The sequence below is a fragment of the Kosakonia sp. Marseille-Q7440 genome, from assembly GCF_965119485.1.
The window spans coordinates 1431922-1456459 of the sequence record NZ_CBCPLT010000001.1 but is presented as its reverse complement, the minus strand read 5'-3'; the positions used below and the strand labels follow the sequence as shown (position 1 = coordinate 1456459).

Sequence of the window (24538 nt, the reverse complement as noted above, 5' to 3'; positions counted from 1 at the left end):
ATTGTTATCAATGTTATCTAAAAGCAAACATTTGGTTATAAGGAGTAAGCATGCGCGTTGTCACTCTGGCCGGCAGTCCCCGCTTTCCCTCGCGCTCCAGCGCACTTCTGGAGTATGCCCGCGATCGCCTTACCGCGCAGGGCGTTGAGGTAAATCACTGGCATCTCCATAACTTTGATCCTGAAGACCTGCTCTATGCCCGCTTCGACAGCCCGGCACTGCAAACCTTTATTGAGCAACTCAGCACGGCCGACGGGCTGATTGTCGCCACACCGGTCTATAAAGCAGCCTATTCCGGCGCCTTAAAAACCCTGCTCGACCTGCTTCCTGAGCGCGCGCTGGCAGACAAAGTGGTCTTACCGCTGGCAACGGGCGGCACGGTAGCGCATCTGCTGGCGGTGGATTACGCCCTGAAACCGGTGCTGAGCGCCCTCAAGGCACAGGAGATCCTCCACGGTGTTTTCGCCGACGACAGTCAGGTGCTCGATTATCAACATAAACCGAGCCTGACGCCCAATCTGCAAGGCCGGCTGGACAGCGCGCTGGAGACCTTCTGGCAGGCGCTGCATCGCCGCGACATTAAAGCCCCGGATTTCCACGCCCCGCAAGGAGTTGCTCATGTTTAACCGCCTCTCGTTTTCTGCCACCGGGCTGCTGCTTGGCGGGCTGCTCACCCTCTCTGCCTGGGCGCAGGCCGCCGAGCCCGCGCCGGAGGCTTTGCGTATTGGTTATCAAAAAGGGAGCGTCAGCATGGTGCTGGCGAAAAGCCACGGCCTGCTGGAGCAGCGCTATCCGCATACCAAAATTTCCTGGATTGAGTTCCCGGCCGGGCCGCAAATGCTTGAAGCGCTGAATGTCGGCAGTATCGATCTCGGCAGCACGGGCGATATCCCTCCGATTTTCGCCCAGGCTGCGGGCGCAGACTTGGTCTATGTCGGCGTCGAGCCGCCGAAACCAAAAGCGGAAGTGATCCTCGTGGCTGAAGATAGCCCGATCAAAAGCGTGGCGGATTTGAAGGGCCATAAAGTCGCGTTCCAGAAGGGCTCCAGCTCTCATAACTTGCTGTTGCGGGCGCTGCAACAGGCCGGGCTTAAATTCAGCGATATCCAGCCGGTGTTCCTCAGCCCGGCAGATGCCCGTGCCGCGTTCCAGCAACACAATGTCGATGCCTGGGCTATCTGGGATCCCTACTACTCTGCCGCCCTGTTACAAGGCGGTGTACGGGTGCTGAAGGATGGCACCACCCTCAAACAGACCGGTTCGTTTTACTTAGCCGCGCGCCCCTATGCCGAGAAGAACGGTGCCTTTATCCAGGGCGTACTCGATACCTTCAGCGCAGCGGATGCATTAACGATTAGCCAGCGCGACGAGAGTGTCGCTCTGTTTGCCAAAACCATGGGGCTGCCGCAGCCAGTGATCGCCACCTATTTCGATCATCGCCCGCCGACCAAAATCACCCCGGTGAACGAGGCAACGGCCGCACTGCAGCAGCAGACCGCCGATCTTTTCTATGAAAACCATCTGGTACCGAAAAAAGTCGATATCCGTAGCCGTATCTGGCAGCCGACCCAAGAAGGAGCGAAATCATGAGTCTGAATCTGTTCTGGTTTTTACCGACCCACGGTGATGGTCACTACCTTGGCACCGACCACGGCGCGCGGCCGGTTGATTATGGCTATTTGCAGCAGATCGCCCAGGCAGCCGACAGGCTCGGCTTTAGCGGCGTGCTGATCCCCACCGGACGATCCTGTGAAGATGCCTGGCTGGTGGCCGCCTCGTTGATTCCGGTTACACAACGTCTCAAATTCCTTGTTGCGCTGCGCCCGAGTGTTATCTCCCCCACCGTGGCCGCGCGTCAGGCGGCGACGCTCGACAGGCTCTCCAATGGACGGGCGCTGTTTAACCTGGTGACCGGCAGCGATCCGCAGGAACTGGCGGCCGATGGTGTGTTCCTCGATCACAGTGAACGGTATGAGGTGTCGTCGGAATTTACCCATATCTGGCGTCGTTTGCTGGAGGGCGACACCGTCGATTTCACCGGTAAGCATTTGCAGGTACGCGGCGCGAAGCTGCTCTTCCCTCCGGTACAACAGCCGCGCCCGCCCCTCTACTTCGGCGGATCCTCCGATGTGGCGCAGGATCTGGCGGCAGAGCAGGTCGATCTTTATCTCACCTGGGGCGAGCCGCCGGAGCAGGTAAAAGAGAAGATTGAGCAGGTGCGCGCGAAGGCCGCTGCCCACGGGCGAAAAGTGCGCTTCGGTATTCGCCTGCATGTGATTGTGCGCGAAACCAATGCCGAGGCGTGGCAGGCAGCGGATCGCCTTATCTCACACCTTGATGATGCAACAATTGAAAAAGCGCAGGCAGCCTTTGCCCGTCAGGACTCGATTGGTCAGCAGCGTATGGCCGCCTTACACAACGGTCGTCGCGATAAGCTCGAAATCAGCCCTAACTTGTGGGCCGGGGTCGGTCTGGTGCGCGGCGGCGCGGGCACAGCGTTAGTGGGCGATGGCCCGACGGTTGCAGCGCGCATCAACGAATATGCCGCTCTCGGTATCGACAGCTTTATCCTCTCCGGCTATCCGCATCTGGAGGAGGCGTATCGCGTCGGCGAACTGCTCTTCCCGCATCTGGATGTGGCTATCCCCGAGATCCCGCAGCCGCAGCCGTTACAGCCGCAGGGTGAAACGGTGGCCAACGAGTTTATTCCGCGTAACGTGGCACAAAGCTGAGGTTGTGATGGCGAAAGAGAATAAGTGGTTGTTGCGCCTGGCTCCCTGGCTGCTGCCGGCGCTGATTGTCGCGGTCTGGCAACTCGCCTCGACCTTCGGCTTGCTCTCAAGCCGTATCTTTCCGTCGCCGGAAGGGGTGGTGGAAGCGTTCTGGACGCTGAGCGCCAGCGGTGAGTTGTGGCAGCATCTGGCGATCAGCGCCTGGCGCGCGGCGATTGGTTTCTCCATCGGCGGCAGCATTGGCCTGACGCTTGGGCTGATTAGCGGTCTCTCACGCTGGGGAGAGCGCCTGCTGGATACTTCGATTCAGATGCTGCGTAACGTGCCGCATCTGGCGCTGATCCCGCTGGTGATCTTGTGGTTCGGTATTGATGAGACGGCGAAGATCTTTCTCGTCGCGCTCGGGACACTGTTTCCGATCTATATCAATACCTGGCACGGGATCCGCAATATCGACCGCGGACTGGTGGAGATGGCGCGCAGCTATGGTCTCTCCGGCTTTGCGCTCTTCGCCCATGTGATCCTGCCTGGTGCCCTGCCGTCGATTATGGTTGGCGTGCGTTTTGCGCTCGGCTTGATGTGGCTGACGCTGATTGTCGCCGAAACCATCTCAGCGAATGCCGGTATCGGTTATCTGGCGATGAACGCGCGCGAATTTCTGCAAACCGATGTGGTGGTGGTGGCTATCATTCTCTACGCCCTGCTCGGCAAGCTGGCCGATATTAGCGCGCTGGCGCTGGAGCGCCTGTGGCTGCGCTGGCACCCCGCATACCATACGAAGGAGGCGACAGCATGAATACTGCCCGACTGAATCAAGGCATCCCGCTGCTATTAAATGGCGTCACCAAACGGTATGGCGCCAATACGGTGTTAAATGGGCTCGATCTACATATTGCCGCCGGGCAGTTTATCGCGGTGGTGGGCCGCAGCGGCGGCGGGAAAAGCACGCTGCTGCGTCTGTTAGCCGGGCTGGAGACACCAAACAGCGGTGAGCTGCTGGCAGGCACGACGCCCCTTGCCACTATTCAACACGATACGCGCATGATGTTTCAGGATTCACGGCTGCTGCCGTGGAAATCGGTAATTGATAATGTTGGTCTCGGGCTGAAAGGTCGCTGGCGTGAGTCAGCAGAAACCGCATTACGCTCGGTGGGGCTGGAGCAGCGCGCGGCAGAGTGGCCGGCGGCGCTCTCCGGCGGGCAAAAACAGCGGGTTGCGCTGGCGCGTGCGCTGGTACATAAACCGGGATTGCTGCTGCTTGATGAACCGTTAGGCGCGCTGGATGCCCTCACCCGGCTGGAGATGCAGGCGCTGCTCACGCAGTTGTGGCAGGAGCAGGGATTTACGGTGGTGTTGGTGACGCACGATGTCAGTGAAGCCGTGGCAATGGCAGACCGCGTGTTGCTGATTGAGGAGGGGAAAATTGGCCTTGATGTGAGTGTCGATTTGCCGCGCCCACGCCGCCTCGGCTCGGTCAGGCTGGCCGAACTGGAAGAGCAGGTGTTGAACCGCGTGATGCAGCGCGGCGAGTCCGAAAACAACGTTGTGCCCCGAACCCGCCACGCATGATGTTATGTATATTAAGTTAACGCACACCAGACCGTAGGCCCGATAAGCGCAGCACCATCGGGCATCACTGCCGCATGGCGGCTGACGCCTTATCCGGCCTACAACCGAACCGATGCGCCCTTTCTCGCAATGCCGTGCGGAACCGTAGGCCCGATAAGCGCAGCGCCATCGGGCATCCTGCCGGATGGCGGCTGGCGCCTTATCCGGCCTACAACCGAGCCCATGCACCCTTTCCCGCAATGCCGTGCCGGAACCGTAGGCCCGATAAGCGTAGCGCCATCGGGCATTACTGCCGGATGGCGGCTGACGCCTTATCCGGCCTACAACCGAACCCATGCACCCTTTCCCGCAATGCCGTGCAGAACCGTAGGCCCGATAAGCGCAGCGCCATCGGGCATCATTGCCGGATGGCGGCTGACGCCTTATCCGGCCTACAACCGAACCCATGCACCCTTTCCCGCAATGCCGTGCCGGAACCGTAGGCCCGATAAGCGCAGCGCCATCGGGCATCATTGCCGGATGGCGGCTGACGCCTTATCCGGCCTACAACCGAACCCATACATCCTTTCCCGCAATGCCGTGCCGGAACCGTAGGCCCGATAAGCGCAGCGCCATCGGGCATCATTGCCGGATGGCGGCTGACGCCTTATCCGGCCTACAACCGAACCCATACATCCTTTCCCGCAATGCCGTGCAGGAACCGTAGGCCCGATAAGCGCAGCGCCATAGGGCATTACTGCCGGATGGCGGCTGACGCCTTATCCGGCCTACAAAGCGCGCAGGCCGGGTAAGGTGCTCCATACAATTACGCCAGCGCTTTGCTGACTTTCTCGTAGAGATCGCCGGAGAGATTCGGCAGCGCTTTCAGCTGTTCCAGCGCTTTACGCATCAACGCCTGACGACCTTCATCGTAACGCTTGAAGCGGATGAGCGGCTCAATCAGACGCGACGCGACCTGCGGGTTGCGGCTGTTAAGCTCCGTCAGCATTTCGGCCAGGAAGCGATACCCGCTGCCATCTTCAGCATGGAACGCCGCCGGGTTGCTGCTGGCAAAGGCGCCAATCAACGAGCGGATACGGTTCGGGTTGCTGAGGGTGAAAGAGCGGTGTTGCAGCAAGCCGCGCACCGTTTCCAGCGCATTCGCCGCCGGGCTGGTGGCCTGCAGAATAAACCACTTATCCATCACCAGACCGTCCTGATGCCACTTGTCATCATACTCCTGCATCAGCAGATCGCGGCCAGGCAGCTGGGCGGCAACCGCCGCCGCGAGCGCAGCCAGCGCATCGGTCATATTATCCGCCTCATGATACTGCTGGCTGACCAGTTTATCCGCCAGCTGCGCATCGCCAAAGGCGAGATAACGCAGGCAGGTATTGCGCAGGGAGCGCTTGCCAATATCCTCATGCTCCACACGATAGCTGTCGAGTTTGTTGGCGTTGTAGACCGCGAGGAATTCATCAGCCAGTTCAGTGGCCAGCGTGCGGGTCAGCGCTTCACGAACGGTAGCGATAGCCACCGGATCGATGATGTCGAACAGTTCAGCAATCTCATTTACCGACGGCAGGGTCAGGATCTCAGCGGCAAGCGCCGGATCGATCTGCGCATCGAGCAGGATGGCGCGGAACGCATCGGCAACATGCAGCGGCAGCGAGAGCGCCAGCCCCTGCTGATGACGCGCAACGTTCAGCTTGATATGCGTCGCCAGCAGGCTTTGTGCCGCATCCCAGCGCGAGAAGTCGTTCTTCGCATGGCGCATCAGGAACGTCAGTTGCTGATCGCTCCATTTATACTCCAGCTTCACCGGTGCCGAGAAGTCACGCAGCAGCGACGGGACAGGCTGGAAGTAGACGTTATCAAACACGAAGGTCTGCTCCGTCTGCGTCACGTTCAGCACGTTGTGTACCGGATGGCCCTCTTTCTGCAGCGGGATCACCTTCCCTTCGTTATCGTAAAGTTCGATATCAAACGGAATATGCAGCGGCAGCTTCTCTTGCTGCTCCGCCGTTGGCGGCGTGCGCTGGCTGATGGTCAGCGTGTACTGCTCGGTGTTCGGGTTGTAATCATCCTGCACCGAGACAATCGGCGTGCCGGCCTGGCTGTACCAGCGGCGGAAATGAGAGAGGTCGATATTGGACGCATCTTCCATCGCCTGCACAAAATCATCGCAGGTTGCCGCGCTGCCGTCATGGCGCTCAAAATAGAGCTGCATCCCTTTCTGGAAATTCTCTTCCCCCAGCAGGGTGTGCAGCATACGGATCACTTCCGCCCCTTTTTCGTACACCGTCAGGGTGTAGAAGTTATTCATCTCAATAACTTTTTCAGGGCGAATCGGGTGCGCCATCGGGCTGGCATCTTCGGCGAACTGCATGCCGCGCATGGTGCGCACATTATTAATGCGGTTAACGGCGCGGGAACCGAGATCGGAGCTGAACTCCTGATCGCGGAACACTGTCAGCCCCTCTTTCAGGCTCAGCTGGAACCAGTCGCGGCAGGTAACGCGGTTACCGGTCCAGTTATGGAAATATTCATGGCCAATCACGCGCTCAATATCGAGATAGTCTTTATCCGTCGCGGTATCGGTACGAGCGAGAACATATTTGGAGTTGAAGATGTTCAACCCTTTGTTCTCCATCGCGCCCATATTGAAGAAGTCGACGGCCACGATCATATAGATGTCGAGATCGTACTCCAGACCGAAACGCTGCTCGTCCCACTTCATTGAGTTTTTCAGCGAGGTCATTGCCCACGGCGCGCGATCGAGATTCCCGCGATCGACATAAAGCTCCAGCGCCACTTCACGACCGGAACGGGTGGTGAAAGTGTCGCGCAGCACGTCAAAATCACCGGCCACCAGCGCAAAGAGGTAGCAGGGTTTTGGGAACGGATCCTGCCACTGCACCCAGTGACGACCATTGTCCAGCTCGCCCTGATCGACACGGTTGCCGTTAGAGAGCAGGAACGGGTAACGGGCTTTATCGGCAATCAGTTTGGTAGTAAAGCGCGCCAGCACATCCGGGCGATCGAGATACCAGGTGATATGACGGAACCCTTCCGCTTCACACTGGGTACAGAGCGCTTCACCGGATTGATAGAGCCCTTCGAGCGCGGTGTTCGCCGCCGGGCTGATCTCGTTAACGATGCGTAAGGTAAAACGGTCCGGCAGACCGTCGATCACCAGCTGACCGCCCTCTTCTTTATAGTTCGTCCAGGGTTGGTCATTAATATGCAGGGAAATCAGGGTCAGATCGCCGCCATCAAGGCGCAGCGGCGCAGCAGATGCGCTTTGGCGTGACACGTTGCTCAGCGCGGTGACGACGGTTTTCGCGGCGTCAAGGTCGAAGGTCAAGTCAATATCACTAATCAGGTAGTCCGGCGCACGGTAGTCGTGGCGGTATTTGGCTTGTGGCTGTTGTGTCATAAAAAACCTTTAGCATCTTCTGTTGGTTACGGTTCCAGTCTATTCCGGTTGCTACAAACGCGCCACGCAGAATGTTTATCTTTTCAGAGGGAAAAGCTCTGTCTGCTACATTTTTATAACAGTGGGCACGAAAAGCCATCGACCCTTTTCCGACGATATGGTGTGATGGGGTTCACTAAATGAGTAAACAAGGTATACTCCAGCGACTTACTTGCTTTGTTTAATCTACTAAACGCTCCTGTAAGAGGATGCTACTGCGCGCCATGACTCAACTCGCTTTTTCTGGTCTGCAAACGCTGCTGGATACCGATGCCTACAAACTGCACATGCAGCAAGCGGTGTTCCATCACTACTATGATGTGCATGTCTCGGCGGAATTTCGCTGTCGCGGCGACGACCTGCTGGGCATTTATGCCGACGCGATCCGCGAGCAGGTTGATGCGATGCGCCATCTGCGCTTGCAGGATGACGAATTCCTCTGGCTCTCCGGCCTGCCCTTCTTCAAACCTGACTACCTCGCCTGGCTGCGTAACTTCCGTTACGACCCGCAGCAGGTCACCATCAGCAACGATAATGGCAAGCTCTCGATTCGCCTCTCCGGCCCGTGGCGCGAGGTGATTATGTGGGAAGTGCCGCTGCTGGCGCTGATCAGCGAAGTGGTGCACCGCTGCCGCTCGCCTGAAGCGGGCGTCCAGCAGGCCCTGCTGCATCTGGAGAATAAACTGGAAGATTTCGCTGCGCGCACCGCGTCGCTGGATATGTCCGGTTTCCGGCTGATGGATTTCGGCACCCGCCGCCGCTTCTCTGCCGATGTTCAGCAGGCGATTGTTGAGCGGCTTAAACAGGAGCCGTGGTTCGTTGGCACCAGTAATTACGATCTCGCCCGTCGCCTGTCGCTGACGCCGATGGGTACGCAGGCCCATGAGTGGTTCCAGGCGCATCAGCAAATTAGCCCCGATCTGGCGACCAGCCAGCGTGCCGCGCTGGCTGCCTGGCTTGCTGAATACCCGGATAAACTGGGCATCGCCCTGACGGATTGCATCACCATGGATGCTTTCCTGCGCGATTTCGGCCCGGAGTTCGCGACCCGCTATCAGGGGCTGCGCCATGATTCTGGCGATCCCGTTGAGTGGGGCGAGAAAGCGATTGCTCATTATGAAAAGCTCGGAATCAACCCGCTGTCGAAAACGCTGGTCTTCTCCGATAACCTCGATCTCAATAAAGCGCTGGATCTCTACCGCCATTTCGCCTCGCGTATCCAGCTTGGCTTCGGCATCGGCACGCGACTTACCTGCGATATTCCGGACGTTAAGCCGCTCAATATCGTCATTAAGCTGGTGGAGTGTAACGGTAAACCGGTGGCGAAATTATCCGATAGCCCCGGCAAAACGATTTGCCACGACAAAGCGTTCGTCCGCGCGCTGCGCGAGGCCTTCGACCTGCCGCAGGTGCGAAAGGCGAGTTAATCATCAGGGAGCCAGTCGGCTCCCTTTTTTCATGACAAATTATTAATGCTGCCTGCGAATTCTGCTTGTCTGATGGCGCTCGCCAGGTAACATAGGTGATCCCGCCCATTTCGGGTGGACAAGTGTTTATTTTTTCCGACTATTAATAGAGAGAATATTATGAGCGTTGTGCCTGTAGCCGACGTATTCCATGGTCGCGTTGCCGTTGACAGTGAAGTGACGGTTCGCGGATGGGTGCGCACCCGCCGAGATTCTAAAGCTGGTATCTCCTTCCTCGCCGTTTATGACGGCTCCTGCTTTAATCCTGTACAGGCCGTTATTAATAATTCTCTGCCCAATTACAATGATGATGTTTTGCATCTGACTACCGGCTGCTCGGTTGTGGTTACCGGCAAAGTTGTGGCCTCGCCGGGCGAAGGTCAGAGCCTGGAGATCCAGGCAACATCCGTAGAAGTGACCGGCTGGGTTGAAGATCCGGACACCTACCCGATGGCGGCAAAACGTCACAGCATCGAATATCTGCGTGAAGTCGCACACCTGCGCCCGCGCACCAACCTGATCGGTGCCGTCGCGCGCGTTCGTCATACGCTGGCGCAGGCGCTGCACCGCTTCTTCGACGAGCAGGGCTTCTTCTGGGTCTCTTCTCCGCTGATTACCGCCTCCGATACCGAAGGCGCTGGCGAAATGTTCCGCGTCTCGACGCTGGATATGGAAAACCTGCCGCGTAACGCTGAAGGCAAAGTTGATTACGACAAAGACTTCTTTGGCAAAGAGGCGTTCCTGACGGTTTCCGGTCAGTTGAACGCAGAGACCTATGCCTGCGCGCTCTCTAAGGTTTATACCTTTGGCCCGACTTTCCGCGCGGAAAACTCCAACACCAGCCGCCACCTGGCGGAGTTCTGGATGCTGGAGCCGGAAATCGCCTTTGCTAACCTCGACGATAACGCACGTCTGGCAGAAGCGATGCTGAAATATGCCTTTAAAGCGGTGCTGGAAGAGCGTCTGGACGATCTGCAGTTCTTCGCCGAGCGCGTTGATAAAGATGCTATCGGTCGCCTGGAGCGCTTTATCGCGGCTGACTTCGCGCAGGTGGATTACACCGATGCGGTAGCCATCCTTGAGAAGTGCGGTGAGACGTTCGAAAACCCGGTTTACTGGGGTGTCGATCTCGCCTCTGAACACGAACGCTATCTGGCTGAGAAGCACTTCAAAGCGCCTGTCGTTGTTAAAAACTACCCGAAAGAGATTAAAGCGTTCTATATGCGCCTTAATGATGACGGTAAAACCGTGGCGGCGATGGACGTGCTGGCACCGGGCATTGGCGAAATCATCGGTGGCTCGCAGCGTGAAGAGCGTCTCGACGTGCTGGACGCGCGTATGGCTGAAATGGGCCTCAATAAAGAGGACTACTGGTGGTATCGCGATCTGCGCCGCTACGGCACCGTACCGCACGCCGGTTTTGGTCTCGGCTTTGAACGTCTGATCGCCTACGTCACTGGTGTGCAGAACGTCCGCGACGTGATCCCGTTCCCGCGTACGCCGCGCAACGCAACCTTCTGATTGCGTCAATGTCAAACAAGGCCAGCATAATAGCTGGCCTTTTTATTATCTGCTGTCAACTTTTGTTAACGCGATCACACTTTATCCCGCCAGACAAATCGCCCGTTATACGTTTCTTTGCGTTTTTTTACGCCTGAATTCCTTCGCAACAAAAATCACGACCGTGAATATTTCAAAGTGTTTCATTAGGATGATTAGCACATTTGGTTAAAATTAGCACAGCTATCTGGACGTCTAAACTCAAATATAAGAAAAAGCCTTATCTGCCTCTTTTGTGCATAAGGTATGCCTTTATCTCAATTAAACATAAGTAATTCATATAAATAGGAAAGGTGACGCTGTTTTTTTAAGCGGCAGATGCGGAAGTTAGAGATGGTTCACAAAGTTCCGTTAAATACACAAATTATTACACAATATTTCTTCTTGTTACTTCTTTAAGACATTTGTAGCACTTTCACGCTAGCGAAACGTTTACTTGTTTGGAAAGATGCCTCTCAGACACAGAAAGACACCAAACTCTCATCTGTAGTTCCGTAAATTTTTTTTGACGGATTTACACGGCGGCAGTGGCAGGTGTCCAAAAAAAACCAATGAGGGTAATAAATAATGATGAAGCGCAATATCCTGGCAGTGGTTATCCCTGCCCTGCTCGTAGCGGGCGCAGCTAACGCTGCTGAGATCTATAACAAAGATGGCAACAAAGTTGATATCTATGGTAAAGCGGTTGGTCTGCACTACTTCACCAAAGATAATGGCGCTAATGGTTATGCTGGCAACGGCGACCAAACTTACGCTCGTCTGGGCTTCAAAGGCGAAACCAAAATTAACGACCAGCTGACCGGTTACGGCCAGTGGGAATATAACTTTGCAGGCAACAACTCTGAAGGTTCAGACGCACAGACTAATAACAAAACCCGTCTGGCATTCGCAGGCCTGAAATTCGGCGACGCGGGCTCTTTCGACTACGGTCGTAACTACGGCCTGGTATATGACGCAATCGGCGTAACCGATATGCTGCCAGAGTTCGGTGGCGACACCGGCAACAGCGATAACTTCTTCTCCGGTCGTAACGGTGGTCTGGCAACTTACCGTAACAGCAACTTCTTCGGCCTGGTTGACGGTCTGAACTTCGGCGTTCAGTACCTGGGTAAAAATGAGCGTACCGTGGTTAACCGCTCTAACGGCGACGGCTGGGCAACTTCTCTGAGCTACGACTTCGACGGCTTCGGCATTGTCGGTGGCTACGGCGCGGCTGACCGTACCAATGCCCAACAGAGTCCTACTCTGCTCGGACATGGCGACAAAGCTGAGCAGTGGGCAACCGGCGTGAAGTATGACGCAAACAACATCTACCTGGCAGCTCTGTACGGCGAGTCCCGTAACGCAACCCGCATTAATGGCGGTTACGCGAACAAAACTCAGGACTTCTCCGTTGTTGCTCAGTACCAGTTCGACTTCGGTCTGCGTCCGTCCATCGCTTACTACAAATCTAAAGCGAAAGATGTTGAAGGCGTAGGTAGCGAAGATTACGTTGACTACATCGAATTGGGCGCAACCTACTACTTCAACAAAAACATGTCCACCTATGTTGACTACATCATCAACCAGATTGATAAAGACAACAAACTGGGCGTAGGTTACGACGACACCGTAGCTGTGGGTATCGTTTACCAGTTCTAATCAGTCACCCTCGACTGTTATAGGCATTTAAAACAGGGCTTCGGCCCTGTTTTTTTATGCCTGCGGCAAAAAGCGCGACGACTTTTGAAAAGCGTCGCGCTTTTTATTGCAAACGGTTGGCAATTCCCCTGCCAGCCGTTAACCTGATAACGGAATTCCCTTCTGTCATCAAAATGGAACCTCGTCATGTTTGAGAATATTACCGCTGCCCCTGCCGACCCTATTCTGGGCCTGGCCGATCTGTTTCGCGCCGATGAACGCCCGCACAAAATTAATTTAGGCATCGGTGTCTATAAAGATGAAACCGGTAAAACGCCGGTGCTGACTAGCGTGAAGAAAGCAGAGCTCTATCTGCTGGAAAACGAAGCCACCAAAAACTACCTCGGCATCGACGGCATTCCAGAATTTGGCCGCTGCACCCAGGAGTTACTCTTCGGCAAAGGCAGCGCCATTATCAATGACAAACGCGCACGGACGGCACAAACCCCAGGCGGCACCGGCGGTCTGCGCGTTGCCGCAGATTTCCTTGCCAAAAACAGCAGTGTAAAACGCGTCTGGGTCAGCAACCCGAGCTGGCCGAACCACAAAGGCGTGTTTAACTCTGCCGGCCTGGAAGTGTGCGAATACGCTTACTACGATGCACAGAACCATACCCTCGATTTTGAAGGCCTGCTGGCCAGCCTTGAGCAGGCGCAGGCGGGTGACGTAGTGCTGTTCCACGGCTGCTGCCACAACCCGACCGGTATCGATCCGACGCTGGAGCAGTGGGAAGCGCTGGCGAAGCTTTCTGTAGAGAAAGGATGGCTGCCGCTGTTCGATTTCGCCTATCAGGGTTTCGCTCGCGGTCTGGAAGAGGATGCTGAGGGGCTGCGTGCCTTCGCTGCGCTGCATAAAGAGCTGCTGGTCGCCAGTTCCTACTCGAAAAACTTCGGCCTCTACAACGAGCGTGTAGGTGCCTGTACGCTGGTCTGCGCCGATGCAGATACTGCCGATCGCGCATTCAGCCAGATGAAATCGGTGATCCGCGCAAACTACTCCAACCCGCCAGCCCACGGCGCGTCAGTGGTTGCAACTATCCTCAGCAACACTGCCCTGCGTGCGATCTGGGAGCAGGAGCTGACCGATATGCGCCAGCGCATTCAGCGTATGCGTCTGCTGTTTGTGAATACGCTGCAGGAGAAAGGCGCAAACCGCGACTTTAGCTTTATCACCCGCCAGAATGGCATGTTCTCATTCAGCGGCCTGACCAAAGAGCAGGTGCTGCGCCTGCGTGAAGAGTTCGGCATCTATGCCGTGGCTTCCGGGCGTATCAACGTCGCCGGCATGACGCCGGACAATATGGCCCCGCTGTGCGAGGCGATTGTCGCCGTCCTGTAAGCAAGACGCAGGAAGTAAAAAGGGTCGCTTACGCGACCCTTTTTTGTTTACCACACCGGTTGTTCATCCTGCAGGAACGGGTTGTGCAACCGCTCATTCCCTAATGTCGAGAGTGGCCCGTGCCCCGGAATAAAGGTCACGTCATCACCAAGCGGCAACAGCTTATGCTTGATGGAGTGAATCAGTTGCGCGTGATCCCCTTTCGGGAAATCGCTGCGCCCTACGCCGCCTTTAAAGACCACGTCGCCAGAGATCAGCAAACGTGACTGCGCGTCAAAAAAGACGATATGCCCCGGTGTATGTCCCGGACAGTGCAGCACCTGCAGGCTGATATTGCCTACGGCTACGCTGTCGCCTTCATTTAACCAACGATCGGGCGTCAGCGGCTGGCAATCTTCGAGGCCAAACATGCGGCTCTGCGCCGGTAATCCCTGTAGCCAGAACTCATCTTCTTTTTCCGGGCCAATAATTGGCACACCATAATGCTGCGCCAGTTCCGCCGCCGCACCAACATGATCGAGATGACCATGCGTGAGCAGGATTTGCGTCACCGTCACACCACACGCATCCACTTCCTGAATAATGCGCTCTGCGTCTCCGCCGGGATCGACCACGGCAGCGACTTGCGTCTGTTCACACCAGATTAGCGAGCAATTCTGGGAGAACGCGGTAACCGGAATAATACGATAGTTCATACTGCTCCTGTAGCTCAGACTGAGTTTTACCAGTGCCTTACCGGCCCGGTGTCAATATGCACAAAATTGCTTTTGGGGTAGTATCCTACACCACCCGCGCGCAGAGATAACGCAGCTTTGCGAATATTACTCAGGGAAATCCCTTCAATATGGAAATCCATCGCCTGGCCTTTGGTGTGATAGCTTTTTTTCGCTACACCGCGGCTATGAGCGCGCAGCTCATTGTTGGTATCAACAGAGCGATAACCGGAGATGAGTTGGACAGGTTTATTCGTGCCTAACAGGCCTTGCAGGCGGAACAGGTGATCAAAGAGCTGAGGATCCATGCGCGTAATTTTATTTGCGCGGTAATCACGGAAGAAATGGTTGAGTTTTGCTAATTCATCCTGAATATAGCCTCTACCATCAAAGAACTCAGCTTTAATAGACTCCCCGGTATTAAGATTATTAAGTCTTAAAATACGCGGGCGCGGCGTGGAGAGCGTTGCAAAAGCGGGAGTGGGTAACAGAGCAACACCTAGTGTAACTCCACCCAACGCCAGCAATTTGCGGCGATTAGCGTCAAATTTATCCATGATAATCAGATCTACAGAAAAAGTGCATTGAACGATTTTTATGCACTGCTTTAGCGCACGAGAGGCACCTTACCGGGCAACAAACGCCGCGTCAAGGCGGCCTCTCCCCAGCAATCCCGGGCTCTGTAGCCTGAACTACCCGGGAATTGCCTGTCACTATGACAACGGAAAATCGCAAACTGCTTCATTTACCTGATTAATTTTTCAGCTTTCGCCAGAACAAGCGCACCGGTGCGCGCCGTCAGATCATAATTGTAAATATCTGTGCGGTATTGCGTGCGTCCATCAGCCCCAACAAACGCGGTCAAATAGTAAAGATTGACCGGAATATCGTGGCGAATATTCACGTAACGCGTATCGCCCTGCTTTAACGCATCCGAAATACGCGTATCGCTCCAGCCCGCATCCTGCAACAGCATATTGGCAAGCTCAGAGGATTTATTCACCCTCACGCAGCCGGAGCTAAGCGCTCGGGCCTGTTTCTGGAACAGAGCGTGGTTCGGCGTGTCATGCAGGTAAATCGCGTCAGAACTCGGCATATTGAACTTATAACGCCCAAGCGAGTTGGTCACGCCTGGTGCCTGCTGGAAGCGGAAAGGCAAGTTGGATGGCGTAATCGTCGCCCAGTCGACCATGGTCGGATCGATCGGCTCTTTGCTGTTCCAGCCGCGCAGTACGGTGTAGCCATGGCGTTCAAGGTAAGTGGGATCGTTCCACAGCTTCGGCAGGATATCTTTGCGCGCCAGCGTCGGCGGCACGTTCCACGGCGGGTTAACTACTACGTTGTTAAGTGCGCTGCTCATCATCGGCGTTTTGCGGTCCGGGCGGCCAACAATCACTCTCGACGACAGCACTTCATTGCCGTTGAGGTAGTAGACCAGCGAATACTCCGGAATGTTGACCATAATGCCGGTCGAGAGCGTCGAGGGCAGCAGGCGCAGACGCTGGATATTGAGCGCCAGCAGACCGGCGCGCTGCGCAGGCGTAACGTTCAGCCAGTCGCGCGTGCTTTTACCGATCACGCCATCAGCATGCAAACCCTGCCAGGCCTGAAAACGTTTTACCGCCTCAACCAGTGTGCGGTCATAAGCCTCGCGTGCGGCGGGCTTTTTCTTAGGTGCCGGTTCTGCCGACGGGCTGACCGCGGCATTGCCATCCGGCAGCGCAATCTCCGCGCCGCTCTCCAGCATGCCGTTGCGCTGCAGGATCTCGCGCAGCGCCGGAACGTCATTGCTCCACTGCCCCGGGCGCAGCGATGCTGTGCCGGTCATCTCAGGCCACGGGCGTGAATCCGCCACCAGCGTCAGCAGGGATTGATGCATCGCCGCATATTGCGGGTGATGCGGGGCCAGCGTGGCAATAAAAGCTGGCAGCGAGCCGTTATCCAGCGCGGATTGCCACTGGTTGATGACTGAGATAGCAGGCGTCGCGAGCGCATAAGGTTTATCGCTGTAGAGCCAGCGCTGGCCCTTCGCCTGGATACCGGCCACAAATTGCAGATAACCCATCATCGCGTCGGAGAGGACGACATCCCGCGCCATGCCGGTCACATCCGGATTGGTCAGCAGTTCGACCCAGGTAGTGAACTGCGGTTGAAAGCCGCCAATGGCCACTTCCGCCAGCTGCTGCTGGAAAGCCTGAACCGCCTCGCGGTTTTCCCACATCGGCTTCTGACCGCGCGCGGCATAGAGTGCCGCAAGCTGATCCATATAGGCAGGCGTCCAGTTTGCCGGCAGCTGAGATTGCAGCTGTGCCCGCACGTCGGCAACCGAGACACCGTTCGGATAGGGTTTTACACCGATCATCATCGCCGTCGCCGGAGATTGCTCCAGTGGCTGCGGTAATAGAGTGGGCTGATCGCCCGGCGTTGCCGAGGTATCAACCGGTACAACTTCAGGCTCATCGGCCTGCGCATTAAACAGCGGAGCGAATGCGAATGCCAGGCACAAACTCAACGCCGACATTCGACGACCATACGACTTCAAAAGCAACATCCCTGCCCCCTGTTCTCACCTTGCATGTGACTAAATGTCACCTTTTTCTCAGTATATAAAGACAAAAAAACATTTGTCTGACCTACTGTAAAGAAGTTTAAAGATTAAACGCCGACTGGCAATCTTTTTCAGAAAACAAAAAGAGCGGCACTGAGGCCGCTCTTTATTATTGTGCTGTGATTACGAGACCTCAGCCGTCCCGGGGAGCGTTTCCGGCAGCTGCGGGGCAAAGCCACGCAGGCCAACAACATGCACATGCTCCTGATTCTGCACCACTTTACGCACCAGCTTGTAGGTGGTGCCTTTCTCCGGGCTGATATTCTCCGGCGCCGCGATAATCAGCTGCATCTCCAGACGCTCGCACAACTCGAACAGCGTGGCGATAGAGCGGGCATCAAGACGCGCAGCTTCATCAAGGAACAGCAGGCGACAAGGCGAGATATCTTTACCGCGCAGGCGGCGGGCTTCATCTTCCCAGCTCTGCACCACCATCACCAGAATCGACATCCCGGTACCGATCGCTTCCCCGGTCGATAGCGCGCCCGACTCGGCGCGCAGCCAGCCGTCGGAGCCACGGTTAACTTCCACTTCCATCTCCAGATAGTTGCGGTAGTCGAGCAGCTCTTCGCCAATGGTCTGCGGCGTACGCTGGCCCATATCGATTTGCGGGTTGAGGCGCTGATAGAGCTTCGCCAGCGCTTCCGAGAAGGTCAGGCGGCTGCTGTTAAACAGATCCTGATGCTGCTCGTGCTGCTCTGAAAGCACATTCAGCAGCGTGGCGTGGGTCTCCCGCACGTTCACGTTTAAGCGCACGCTGTTGACTTGGCCGAACGAGACGCTCTGCAAACCCTGGTTGAGCATGCGGATACGGTTCTGCTCGCGCTGAATGGTTTTGCGAATAATATTCGCCACGCTGCGGGAGCTGATCGCCAGCTTCTGCTCGCGGGAGGTGAGCTCTTCCGTCAGGCGGCTCAGCTCAATCTCCATCTGCTCAATCGCTTCGACCGGATCGTCGGTGCGAATAATATCCTGACGGATACGCTCGCGCAGATGCTGGTAGACCGCGACAAAGAACTGGATCTTGCGCTCCGGGCGTTTCGGATCTTCCGACATGCGCAGCACATCGCGCAGGTGTTCATTATCTGATACCGCCAGGCGCAGCGCACCAAGGGCCTTATCCGACATAGAGCGCAGCTCGTCCGCAGAGAGGTAGGCCAGCTCGCGGCGGTGAAGACGACGCTCAACGCCGTTATCTTTCACCATGCGCATCACCGCGCACCAGCCCGCTTTCGCACTCACCACCTGCTCACGCATTTCGTGATAATCGCGCTCCAGACGGCGTAACTTGCGCGTCAGGTTATCCATCTCGGCTTCGCAGAAGGTGAGCGCTTTTTCCAGTTGATTGCGGCGCGAGCGGTTGCCGGAGAGCTGGGCATGCAGTTCGTCACGGCGCTGACGCGCGCGCTCCTCTGCCCCGCTGTCGGCGCGCACGCCGATATCCTGTAACTCTTTTTGCAGGTCGTTAAGCAGCTCTTTTTTGGTATCAAACGAACTCTTCAGCGAGGCGAGTACCTGGTTGTACTGGCCATACTGCGCGGCATGGCTGCGCATCGCTTCGCGCGCGCGGGTACGCTCCGCTTCAGCCTGCTCCAGGCGCTGGCGCAGCTTCTCGTTGAGATCGTTATTGCCGTTAAACATCTCGGCGGAATCGGAGTAGCTGAAGTGCGCCCGGCGTTGAACCACTTCCGCCAGCGCGAAAGCCTGCTGGCGCGCATCACGCTGTACCTGCTGCGAGGCGGCGTAATCAGCTTTAAGCTGCTCAAACTGCTCGGGGTCGCTCTGCAACACAGAGACCATCGGCTCAAGTTTCGCCAGCTGATTGCCGAACTGCTGAATAAAGCGCGCGGCTTCCTGCGCTTCATCCAGCCGCTCCTGGATCTCATCGACGCGATCGGCGAGGGTCTCATCCGCCAGCAGGCTCAGGCGCGGCAGCAGGCGGTTAAGCTGGGCCACGCCCTCTTTCGCCTGCTCGAACTGAACGCGATTCTGCTGGTTATCATTTTCATGATTGCTGATGGCACGCTCCAGCTCGCCGCGGCGGCTGTTGAGGCTGCGGATTTCCGCTTCCGGATCGTCGTCAAACGCCACGCCGATATGGCTGCCGATAAAGCGGCTGAAGGCCTGATGCAGGCGCTGGGTTTTCTGCACGTCAAACGACAAGGTGGCGAAACGTTCCGCCAGCGTTTCCCGCTCGGCGTGCAGGCTTTCAATCCGGCTTTCACGCGCGGCGCGACCAAAGATCGGCAGCGTCGGGAAGCGGGAGTAGCGCCACTGGCGGTCGGCAATTTTCACCACCACCGCTTTTTCCAGCTCATCCACGCTGAACACGCTGTCATCGAAGGATTGCGGATCCCCTTCGATCAGGTAGAGATCTTCCGGGCAATCCTCCAGCCCTTCGAGCATCCCCGCAACCAGCGAGAGATCCGGCACCACGATAGCGTGACGCGACGGGCCATACAGCGCCGAGTAGTAAGGGGCATCTTCAAGGCTGACGTCATCATAGATTTCCGAGAGCAGGACGCCGCCAAAGCGTTCGGCCAGCGCATTGAGGCGCTGATCTTCCGCACCGCCCGGCTGGCTTAAACGCTCGATCTCATCATCGACCGCGCGCTTACGTGCGCCAATCTCATCGCGCTCAACGATAGCTTCGCGCTCGCGCTCCAGCAGCTGTTGCAGATACTCGGTAACGTCCTGGCTCGATTCAAACTGCTCGCCGCTCTGTTCACACAGTTGCGACAGGCTGTTCTGCGCCGCCAGCCAGATCGGCGCACGTTTGGTAAGAGACTGAATGCGCGACTGCAACTGCTCCAGCTCCTGGCGCAGCGCCATACGCTGCTCACTGGCGGCAGAAACGTTGTCTGAGAGCGCGGCAATCTGCGCTTCCAGCTGCTGATGCAGCGCTTCCAGCTCATCGGCATCAATCTGTTTGCCCTGACGTTTGCAGAACTCCGCCAGCAGGCGCTCGGCGTCCTGCTGCTCGCGCAGGCGCTGCTCCAGCTCCGTCAGGCGCATGCGCAGCGGCTGAACCTGTTCCGCCAGATGGCGCTGGTTGACCGCATCGCGCAGCAATTCACGCGCCACGCTCCAGGCTTCATTACGCGCCAGCGGGCCATTAATGGCAGCCACCAGCTGATACGCCTGCTCAAACTGGCTGTGCGCCGTTTGCGCGACGCTGATTTTTTGATCCAGCGACAGCAGTTTCTCGGTTGCTTCCTGCTCTTTCGCCTGGAAGGTCTCCAGCCACTCATCGGCGCTGTCAATGGTCAGATCCGGCAGATGGCAGAGGGTTTTCGCCCGCTCCAGCGCCTGCAGAGCCTGGTTGTACTGGATCGCGCGGGTCTGCTGAACGTCCAGCGCCTGCTGGTAATCCGCGAGCTGGTTTTTCAGCTCATCCACTTCCAGCTCGGCCGCTTCGGCGCGCGCTTCGTTATCTTCCTGGCGCTCGGCGGCTTCCGCCACCACTTCCTGCTGCTCTTCGAGGCGGATCTGCAACTCTTCCAGATCGGCTTCGTAGCGCTCAATTTTTTCCTGCTGACGCAGCGCGGTCTGCACGAGGTTCAGGTGATCGCTGGCGGCCTGGTAATCGGCCTCCAGATCCCCTTCCGCACCGCTATGTTCCGCCAGTTCGCGCGCCATATCGACATGCTTATACTGCTCGGCGGCCAGCTGCTTGCGCGAGGTGAAGAGATCGCGGCGATACTCCAGCGCTTTATCCAGATGCACCCGGCGTTCGTTGGCGTGGCGCATATAGTCCGCTGCCACATAGTCGGTGGCTTCGCTGATCAGGTGTTTAAACAGATCGCGGTCGGACTGGGTAACGCGGATCGCCTCCAGCGTCATGCGGTTTTCGCGCAGCGCCGCTTCCATATCCTGGAACGCTTTACGTACGCCGCTGTTTTCTGGCAGCAAGTAGTCGCGCAGGGAGCGGGTAATGGCGCTGGAGATCCCGCCATAGAGCGAGGCTTCAATCAGGCGGTAGAACTTGCTGCGATCGGAGGCGGAGCGCAGACGACGCGCCACGATCCCCAGATCAAACATCAGCGAGTGGTAATCAGTGATGGAGTTGAACTGCTTAAACTGCACCCCTTCCATCGCGTCGAGCTTATCTTTCACTTCCTGCAGCGTCAGGACACGCGCCTGGCGCTCATTGAGGGTTTCCGTCAGCAGTTGCGTTGGCAGCACAGCGGTCGGTAAGCCCTGAATGGCAAAAGGTTTAATATCCACTTTGCGATCGCGACCGGCGACCTGCTGCAAACGCACGCCAACCAGCACGCGCTGGTTGCGGGAGTTGATCACATCCAGCACTGAATAACAGACACCGGCTTTCAGTTTGCCGTGCAGACCCTTATCGCGTGAGCCTGAAGTTGCGCCCGCTTCAGTGGTGTTACGGAAGTGCAGCAGCGTCAGATCCGGGATCAGCGCCGTGACAAACGCCGCCATGGTAGTCGATTTCCCGGCCCCGTTACCGCCTGAAAGGGTGGTGACCAACTCGTCGAGATCAAAGGTGCGGGCAAAAAAGCCGTTCCAGTTAATCAGCGTAAGCGAACGAAATTTACCGCGATCAATCATTACTCATCCTCCGAGCTGTCCGGCTGGTTCTCTTCAGGCTCATCGTTGAGCTGCAGGTGATTTTCCACAGGCATCGCTTCACCGTCGCGGATCATGCGCAGCTGTGCTTCACGCGCATCGTCACCCGAACGCACATCGGCACCAAAGCGGAACACCGATTCGGTAATGCGGAACTTGCTGCTGTCATTGCCCATAAACCAGATCATGCCGAGACGGCGCAGACGGTTGAGGGAAGAGCGCACCTTTTCCTGCAGCTTCTGACGGTCGAGATCGGAGCCGGTTGAGCGGTTGTTCACCAGCTTCAACAGCTTGTTTTCATCCGCCAGCGACAGCAGCTCGTCATAGAGCTCCTGCTGGGTAAAAATCCCCTCGTTAGCCAGACGCTCCGGGCTGAGATAGAGGTAGCACAGAATTTTGCCAACCATCATATCCAGCTCAGAGAGCACCGAACGTGGGATCAGGGTGGTGGAGCGCGGGCGCAGATATAAGAAACCTTCCGGCGCGCGAATCAGCTCCACGTTATAACGGGCGTAAAACTCCTCGAGATACTCCTGGAAATCCATCAAAAAGGCGTGATTATCCAGCTCGTCGAGGCCAATATGCCGCCCTGAGCGCAGTGCGCTATCCAGCGCCGGAAACAGCGGGTTTGCCAACGCTTGTGCCAGTTTAACCGGCATCACTTGTTCAATATTTGTCGATGACATGCGCCTGTACCTTGGCTCCGTAATCATTAATCGGCTGCCATTTCGGTGGCAGTCCGGTGAAATCTGCTTGCGCTACGCCGAGGCGTACCGCCTGATCAACTACGATGCGCGCGATGTCAAAATGACGCGCGCGCGGGTATTGCGCCAGATACTCGCGGGCCACAAGGCCGAGATCGAGCGGCACACCTTTGGTTTTATAGATAGCCAGCTGCTGTTCGATCAGCGCCGCGAGCTGTTCGCGAATCTCGTTAAACTCCTCGAACTCCATCTCACTCGGCAGCTCACCGGTCACCTCTTCGTCGCGCAGCGCCATCTCTTCATCGCGCATATCCAGCAAGCGGTCGGCGCTGGCGTGGGTTAATGCCCACGGCGCATCGAAATAGCTCTGCACCGACTGGCGCAAACGCTGGGCAAAGACGCGGTTTTTATCCATATCAATCGCGGTACGGATAAATTTATGCACGTGGCGGTCGTAACCGATCCACAGATCGATGGACTGCTGCCCCCAGCTGACAATACGGTCGAGCTTGCTTTGCAGGTTAAAGACCAGCTGATCGAGGAACTCGAGATCGTCGCGTCCCATCGTGGCTTCCTGGATGCTCAACAAGTTGGTCTGCAACTTATCACCGGCCGCTTCGAGCGTATCCTGCAGTTCGCGCAGCGTCCCGGAGGTTTCAGAGAGCAGTAGCTCACAGCTGGATATAGCGGCGCGCCAGTCCTTATTCAGCAACTGGGCGATATCATCTTTCACCTGCTGCTGTTGCTCATCCATGATGCGCTGCGTGAGATCGATGCTGTCGAAAATCTCTGCAACAGAGTATTTCAGCGGCGCAAAGACGTTCCGGTGCCAGTGAAACTCATCCCCGCCCTCTTCTGCCGCATCGGCGGCGCGCTTCAACTCAGCCGCCACAATAGAGAGCTGCATCGAGAGGCGCAGCGTGGAGAACTCGCGCTGGCGAATATAGTAATCAGTAATACCGATGCCCAGCGGCGTCAGGCGGTAGATGGCGTTGCCCTCTGCCTGCTCGCTGGTAAAGCGGTTCAACAAACGCTGGCGCACCATATCGTTAATCGCGTTGTTCGCACGCTGGTTAACGGTTTCGCTGGTTTGCTCAAACGCTTCACTCACATGACGAAAGGCATCCACCAGCTCGCCTTCACTCATTTCACCATCAAGACGCTCGCCGTTCAGGGTGGCGACAGCCAGCAAAAAGGAGAGCCTGTCGACCGGCAGCGAGATGGAGAAATCATTTTTTCTGGCCCAGGCAACCAGTTCGGGGACTGTCTGGGAAAATTCACTCATCGTTTGTCCTTCCATCGATTTGCGGCTTACGGGCTGTCACGTGAATATAACGGCCGAGGCTAATATAGGGTTCCTGCCGGCAGTAGCGGGTCTCCAGCTCCAGCAGCATCTCGAAACTGCGCTGCTGCTGAGTTTTGTCGCGCAGATAGTCATGGAAGACACGCACGCCGGTTTTGCCGGTTATCTGCCAGCCAATCTGCTCAAGCCAGCGGTAAACCTCGGCGGGCGCACGCGGGTGATCCGGGGAGAGCGTACGCTTCTTCCGCTTCGGCATTCCCACCTGCACATAGTCAAAGTTCCCTGCCACCATGTTATGCATCAGCAGGCCGTCAGCATTGTAAAACATCAGCGACAGCGCACCGCCCGGCCTTAATACCGACCACAATTTTTGCAGCACGGCGACGGGATCGGCGACCCATTCAAGAACCGCATGGAACAATATCAGATCAACCGGCGATGCCAAATGCTGAGCAATATCCTGAACCGCGCAGTGTACAAAATGCATGTTACCGCTGACGCCTTTCTCTTCTGCCGCGGCCTGCGCGCGTTTAAGCATCTCCTGGGACACATCGCAGAGGGTCACATGGTGACCAAGCTGCGCCATACGGATCGCCGTTTGCCCCTCGCCGCCGCCCGCGTCAAGCACGTGCAACGGGCCATCATTCATTTCTGCCAGTAATATATCAAGATCCTGCCACAGGATCGCCTGACGCAGCAGACCTTTTGTCGTGCCGTAAATGTTGCGCGAGAATTTCTCGGCGATATCGTCGAAATTGCGATCCTGCATGGCCGCCCTACGCTCCTGGCAAAAGCGCTATTTTGTCACAGCCGTGCCG

Annotated in this window: 17 protein-coding genes; 9 read left to right on the top strand and 8 right to left on the bottom strand. The window is 56.8% G+C overall.

What is annotated here, in order from left to right; all coding sequences use genetic code 11:
• Positions 1-50 precede the first annotated feature (50 nt).
• The 5 genes from ssuE to ssuB are packed head-to-tail and all read left to right on the top strand — an operon-like array spanning position 51 to position 4301.
• A complete protein-coding gene (ssuE, locus tag ACWPW2_RS06585) occupies positions 51-626 on the top strand; it encodes an NADPH-dependent FMN reductase (protein ID WP_279791932.1) in 576 nt (191 codons plus the stop codon).
• Positions 619-1590, top strand: coding sequence for a sulfonate ABC transporter substrate-binding protein (locus ACWPW2_RS06580; RefSeq protein WP_128483252.1), 972 nt, complete (start codon positions 619-621; stop codon positions 1588-1590). Before ssuE ends, ACWPW2_RS06580 begins: the two co-directional genes overlap by 8 nt.
• Positions 1587-2732, top strand: a complete 1146-nt coding sequence (gene ssuD / locus ACWPW2_RS06575) for an FMNH2-dependent alkanesulfonate monooxygenase (RefSeq protein WP_128483253.1) — start codon at positions 1587-1589, stop codon at positions 2730-2732. The genes ACWPW2_RS06580 and ssuD overlap by 4 nt, the downstream gene beginning before the upstream one ends.
• Positions 2733-2739: 7 nt before the next feature.
• Positions 2740-3528, top strand: a complete 789-nt coding sequence (ssuC, locus tag ACWPW2_RS06570; RefSeq protein WP_454121956.1) for an aliphatic sulfonate ABC transporter permease SsuC — start codon at positions 2740-2742, stop codon at positions 3526-3528.
• Positions 3525-4301 (top strand): aliphatic sulfonates ABC transporter ATP-binding protein, encoded by a 777-nt coding sequence (gene ssuB / locus ACWPW2_RS06565; protein WP_454121954.1) that lies wholly within the window; start codon positions 3525-3527, stop codon positions 4299-4301. The genes ssuC and ssuB overlap by 4 nt, the downstream gene beginning before the upstream one ends.
• Positions 4302-5106: 805 nt before the next feature.
• On the opposite strand, the gene pepN is transcribed toward ssuB, so the two are convergent.
• On the bottom strand, positions 5107-7719 hold the full coding sequence (gene pepN, locus ACWPW2_RS06560) for an aminopeptidase N (RefSeq protein WP_454121952.1): 2613 nt from the start codon (positions 7717-7719) through the stop codon (positions 5107-5109).
• 263 nt (positions 7720-7982) lie between these two features.
• Between pepN and pncB the strand changes: the two genes are divergently transcribed.
• The 4 genes from pncB (at position 7983) to ACWPW2_RS06540 (ending at position 13802) form a co-directional block, all read left to right on the top strand.
• On the top strand, positions 7983-9185 hold the full coding sequence (pncB, locus tag ACWPW2_RS06555; RefSeq protein ID WP_454121950.1) for a nicotinate phosphoribosyltransferase: 1203 nt from the start codon (positions 7983-7985) through the stop codon (positions 9183-9185).
• A 159-nt stretch (positions 9186-9344) separates the two neighbouring features.
• Complete coding sequence (asnS, locus tag ACWPW2_RS06550) at positions 9345-10745, top strand: asparagine--tRNA ligase (protein WP_454121948.1); 1401 nt, start codon at positions 9345-9347, stop codon at positions 10743-10745.
• 606 nt (positions 10746-11351) lie between these two features.
• Positions 11352-12425 (top strand): porin OmpF, encoded by a 1074-nt coding sequence (gene ompF, locus ACWPW2_RS06545; RefSeq protein WP_023481877.1) that lies wholly within the window; start codon positions 11352-11354, stop codon positions 12423-12425.
• A 186-nt stretch (positions 12426-12611) separates the two neighbouring features.
• Positions 12612-13802, top strand: a complete 1191-nt coding sequence (locus tag ACWPW2_RS06540; RefSeq protein WP_454121946.1) for an amino acid aminotransferase — start codon at positions 12612-12614, stop codon at positions 13800-13802.
• A 47-nt stretch (positions 13803-13849) separates the two neighbouring features.
• Here the strand turns inward: ACWPW2_RS06540 and ACWPW2_RS06535 are convergent, their stop codons facing one another.
• From ACWPW2_RS06535 to cmoM, 7 genes are all read right to left on the bottom strand, one after another.
• Positions 13850-14497 carry an MBL fold metallo-hydrolase gene (locus ACWPW2_RS06535; RefSeq protein WP_023481588.1) on the bottom strand — a complete coding sequence of 216 codons (648 nt, stop codon included), beginning with the start codon at positions 14495-14497 and terminating at the stop codon, positions 13850-13852.
• Between the two features lie 26 nt (positions 14498-14523).
• Positions 14524-15072: a YcbK family protein gene (locus ACWPW2_RS06530; RefSeq protein ID WP_312119780.1), complete on the bottom strand. Its 549-nt coding sequence runs from the start codon at positions 15070-15072 to the stop codon at positions 14524-14526.
• A 188-nt stretch (positions 15073-15260) separates the two neighbouring features.
• Positions 15261-17066, bottom strand: coding sequence for a L,D-transpeptidase (ldtD, locus tag ACWPW2_RS06525; protein WP_279791943.1), 1806 nt, complete (start codon positions 17064-17066; stop codon positions 15261-15263).
• A 180-nt stretch (positions 17067-17246) separates the two neighbouring features.
• Positions 17247-21695, bottom strand: coding sequence for a chromosome partition protein MukB (mukB, locus tag ACWPW2_RS06520; protein ID WP_454121942.1), 4449 nt, complete (start codon positions 21693-21695; stop codon positions 17247-17249).
• Positions 21695-22399, bottom strand: coding sequence for a chromosome partition protein MukE (gene mukE, locus ACWPW2_RS06515; RefSeq protein ID WP_454121940.1), 705 nt, complete (start codon positions 22397-22399; stop codon positions 21695-21697). Before mukE ends, mukB begins: the two co-directional genes overlap by 1 nt.
• The gene (mukF, locus tag ACWPW2_RS06510) at positions 22380-23702 is read right to left on the bottom strand and encodes a chromosome partition protein MukF (protein WP_023481712.1); all 1323 of its coding nucleotides are present in this window, start codon (positions 23700-23702) and stop codon (positions 22380-22382) included. Before mukF ends, mukE begins: the two co-directional genes overlap by 20 nt.
• Complete coding sequence (gene cmoM, locus ACWPW2_RS06505; protein ID WP_023481626.1) at positions 23695-24489, bottom strand: tRNA uridine 5-oxyacetic acid(34) methyltransferase CmoM; 795 nt, start codon at positions 24487-24489, stop codon at positions 23695-23697. The genes mukF and cmoM overlap by 8 nt, the downstream gene beginning before the upstream one ends.
• Between the last annotated feature and the right edge of the window lie 49 nt (positions 24490-24538).

Excerpts from the sequence above, each read along its gene's own strand:
- ssuE (WP_279791932.1), top strand. The coding sequence starts at position 51 with ATGCGCGTTGTCACTCTGGCCGGCAGTCCCCGCTTTCCCTCGCGCTCC.
- ACWPW2_RS06540 (WP_454121946.1), top strand. The coding sequence starts at position 12,612 with ATGTTTGAGAATATTACCGCTGCCCCTGCCGACCCTATTCTGGGCCTG.
- mukB (WP_454121942.1), bottom strand. The coding sequence starts at position 21,695 with ATGATTGATCGCGGTAAATTTCGTTCGCTTACGCTGATTAACTGGAAC.
- mukE (WP_454121940.1), bottom strand. The coding sequence starts at position 22,399 with ATGTCATCGACAAATATTGAACAAGTGATGCCGGTTAAACTGGCACAA.
- pepN (WP_454121952.1), bottom strand. The coding sequence starts at position 7,719 with ATGACACAACAGCCACAAGCCAAATACCGCCACGACTACCGTGCGCCG.
- pncB (WP_454121950.1), top strand. The coding sequence starts at position 7,983 with ATGACTCAACTCGCTTTTTCTGGTCTGCAAACGCTGCTGGATACCGAT.
- ACWPW2_RS06580 (WP_128483252.1), top strand. The coding sequence starts at position 619 with ATGTTTAACCGCCTCTCGTTTTCTGCCACCGGGCTGCTGCTTGGCGGG.
- ssuC (WP_454121956.1), top strand. The coding sequence starts at position 2,740 with ATGGCGAAAGAGAATAAGTGGTTGTTGCGCCTGGCTCCCTGGCTGCTG.
- asnS (WP_454121948.1), top strand. The coding sequence starts at position 9,345 with ATGAGCGTTGTGCCTGTAGCCGACGTATTCCATGGTCGCGTTGCCGTT.
- ssuD (WP_128483253.1), top strand. The coding sequence starts at position 1,587 with ATGAGTCTGAATCTGTTCTGGTTTTTACCGACCCACGGTGATGGTCAC.
- ldtD (WP_279791943.1), bottom strand. The coding sequence starts at position 17,066 with ATGTTGCTTTTGAAGTCGTATGGTCGTCGAATGTCGGCGTTGAGTTTG.
- ACWPW2_RS06530 (WP_312119780.1), bottom strand. The coding sequence starts at position 15,072 with ATGGATAAATTTGACGCTAATCGCCGCAAATTGCTGGCGTTGGGTGGA.
- mukF (WP_023481712.1), bottom strand. The coding sequence starts at position 23,702 with ATGAGTGAATTTTCCCAGACAGTCCCCGAACTGGTTGCCTGGGCCAGA.
- ACWPW2_RS06535 (WP_023481588.1), bottom strand. The coding sequence starts at position 14,497 with ATGAACTATCGTATTATTCCGGTTACCGCGTTCTCCCAGAATTGCTCG.
- ssuB (WP_454121954.1), top strand. The coding sequence starts at position 3,525 with ATGAATACTGCCCGACTGAATCAAGGCATCCCGCTGCTATTAAATGGC.
- ompF (WP_023481877.1), top strand. The coding sequence starts at position 11,352 with ATGATGAAGCGCAATATCCTGGCAGTGGTTATCCCTGCCCTGCTCGTA.
- cmoM (WP_023481626.1), bottom strand. The coding sequence starts at position 24,489 with ATGCAGGATCGCAATTTCGACGATATCGCCGAGAAATTCTCGCGCAAC.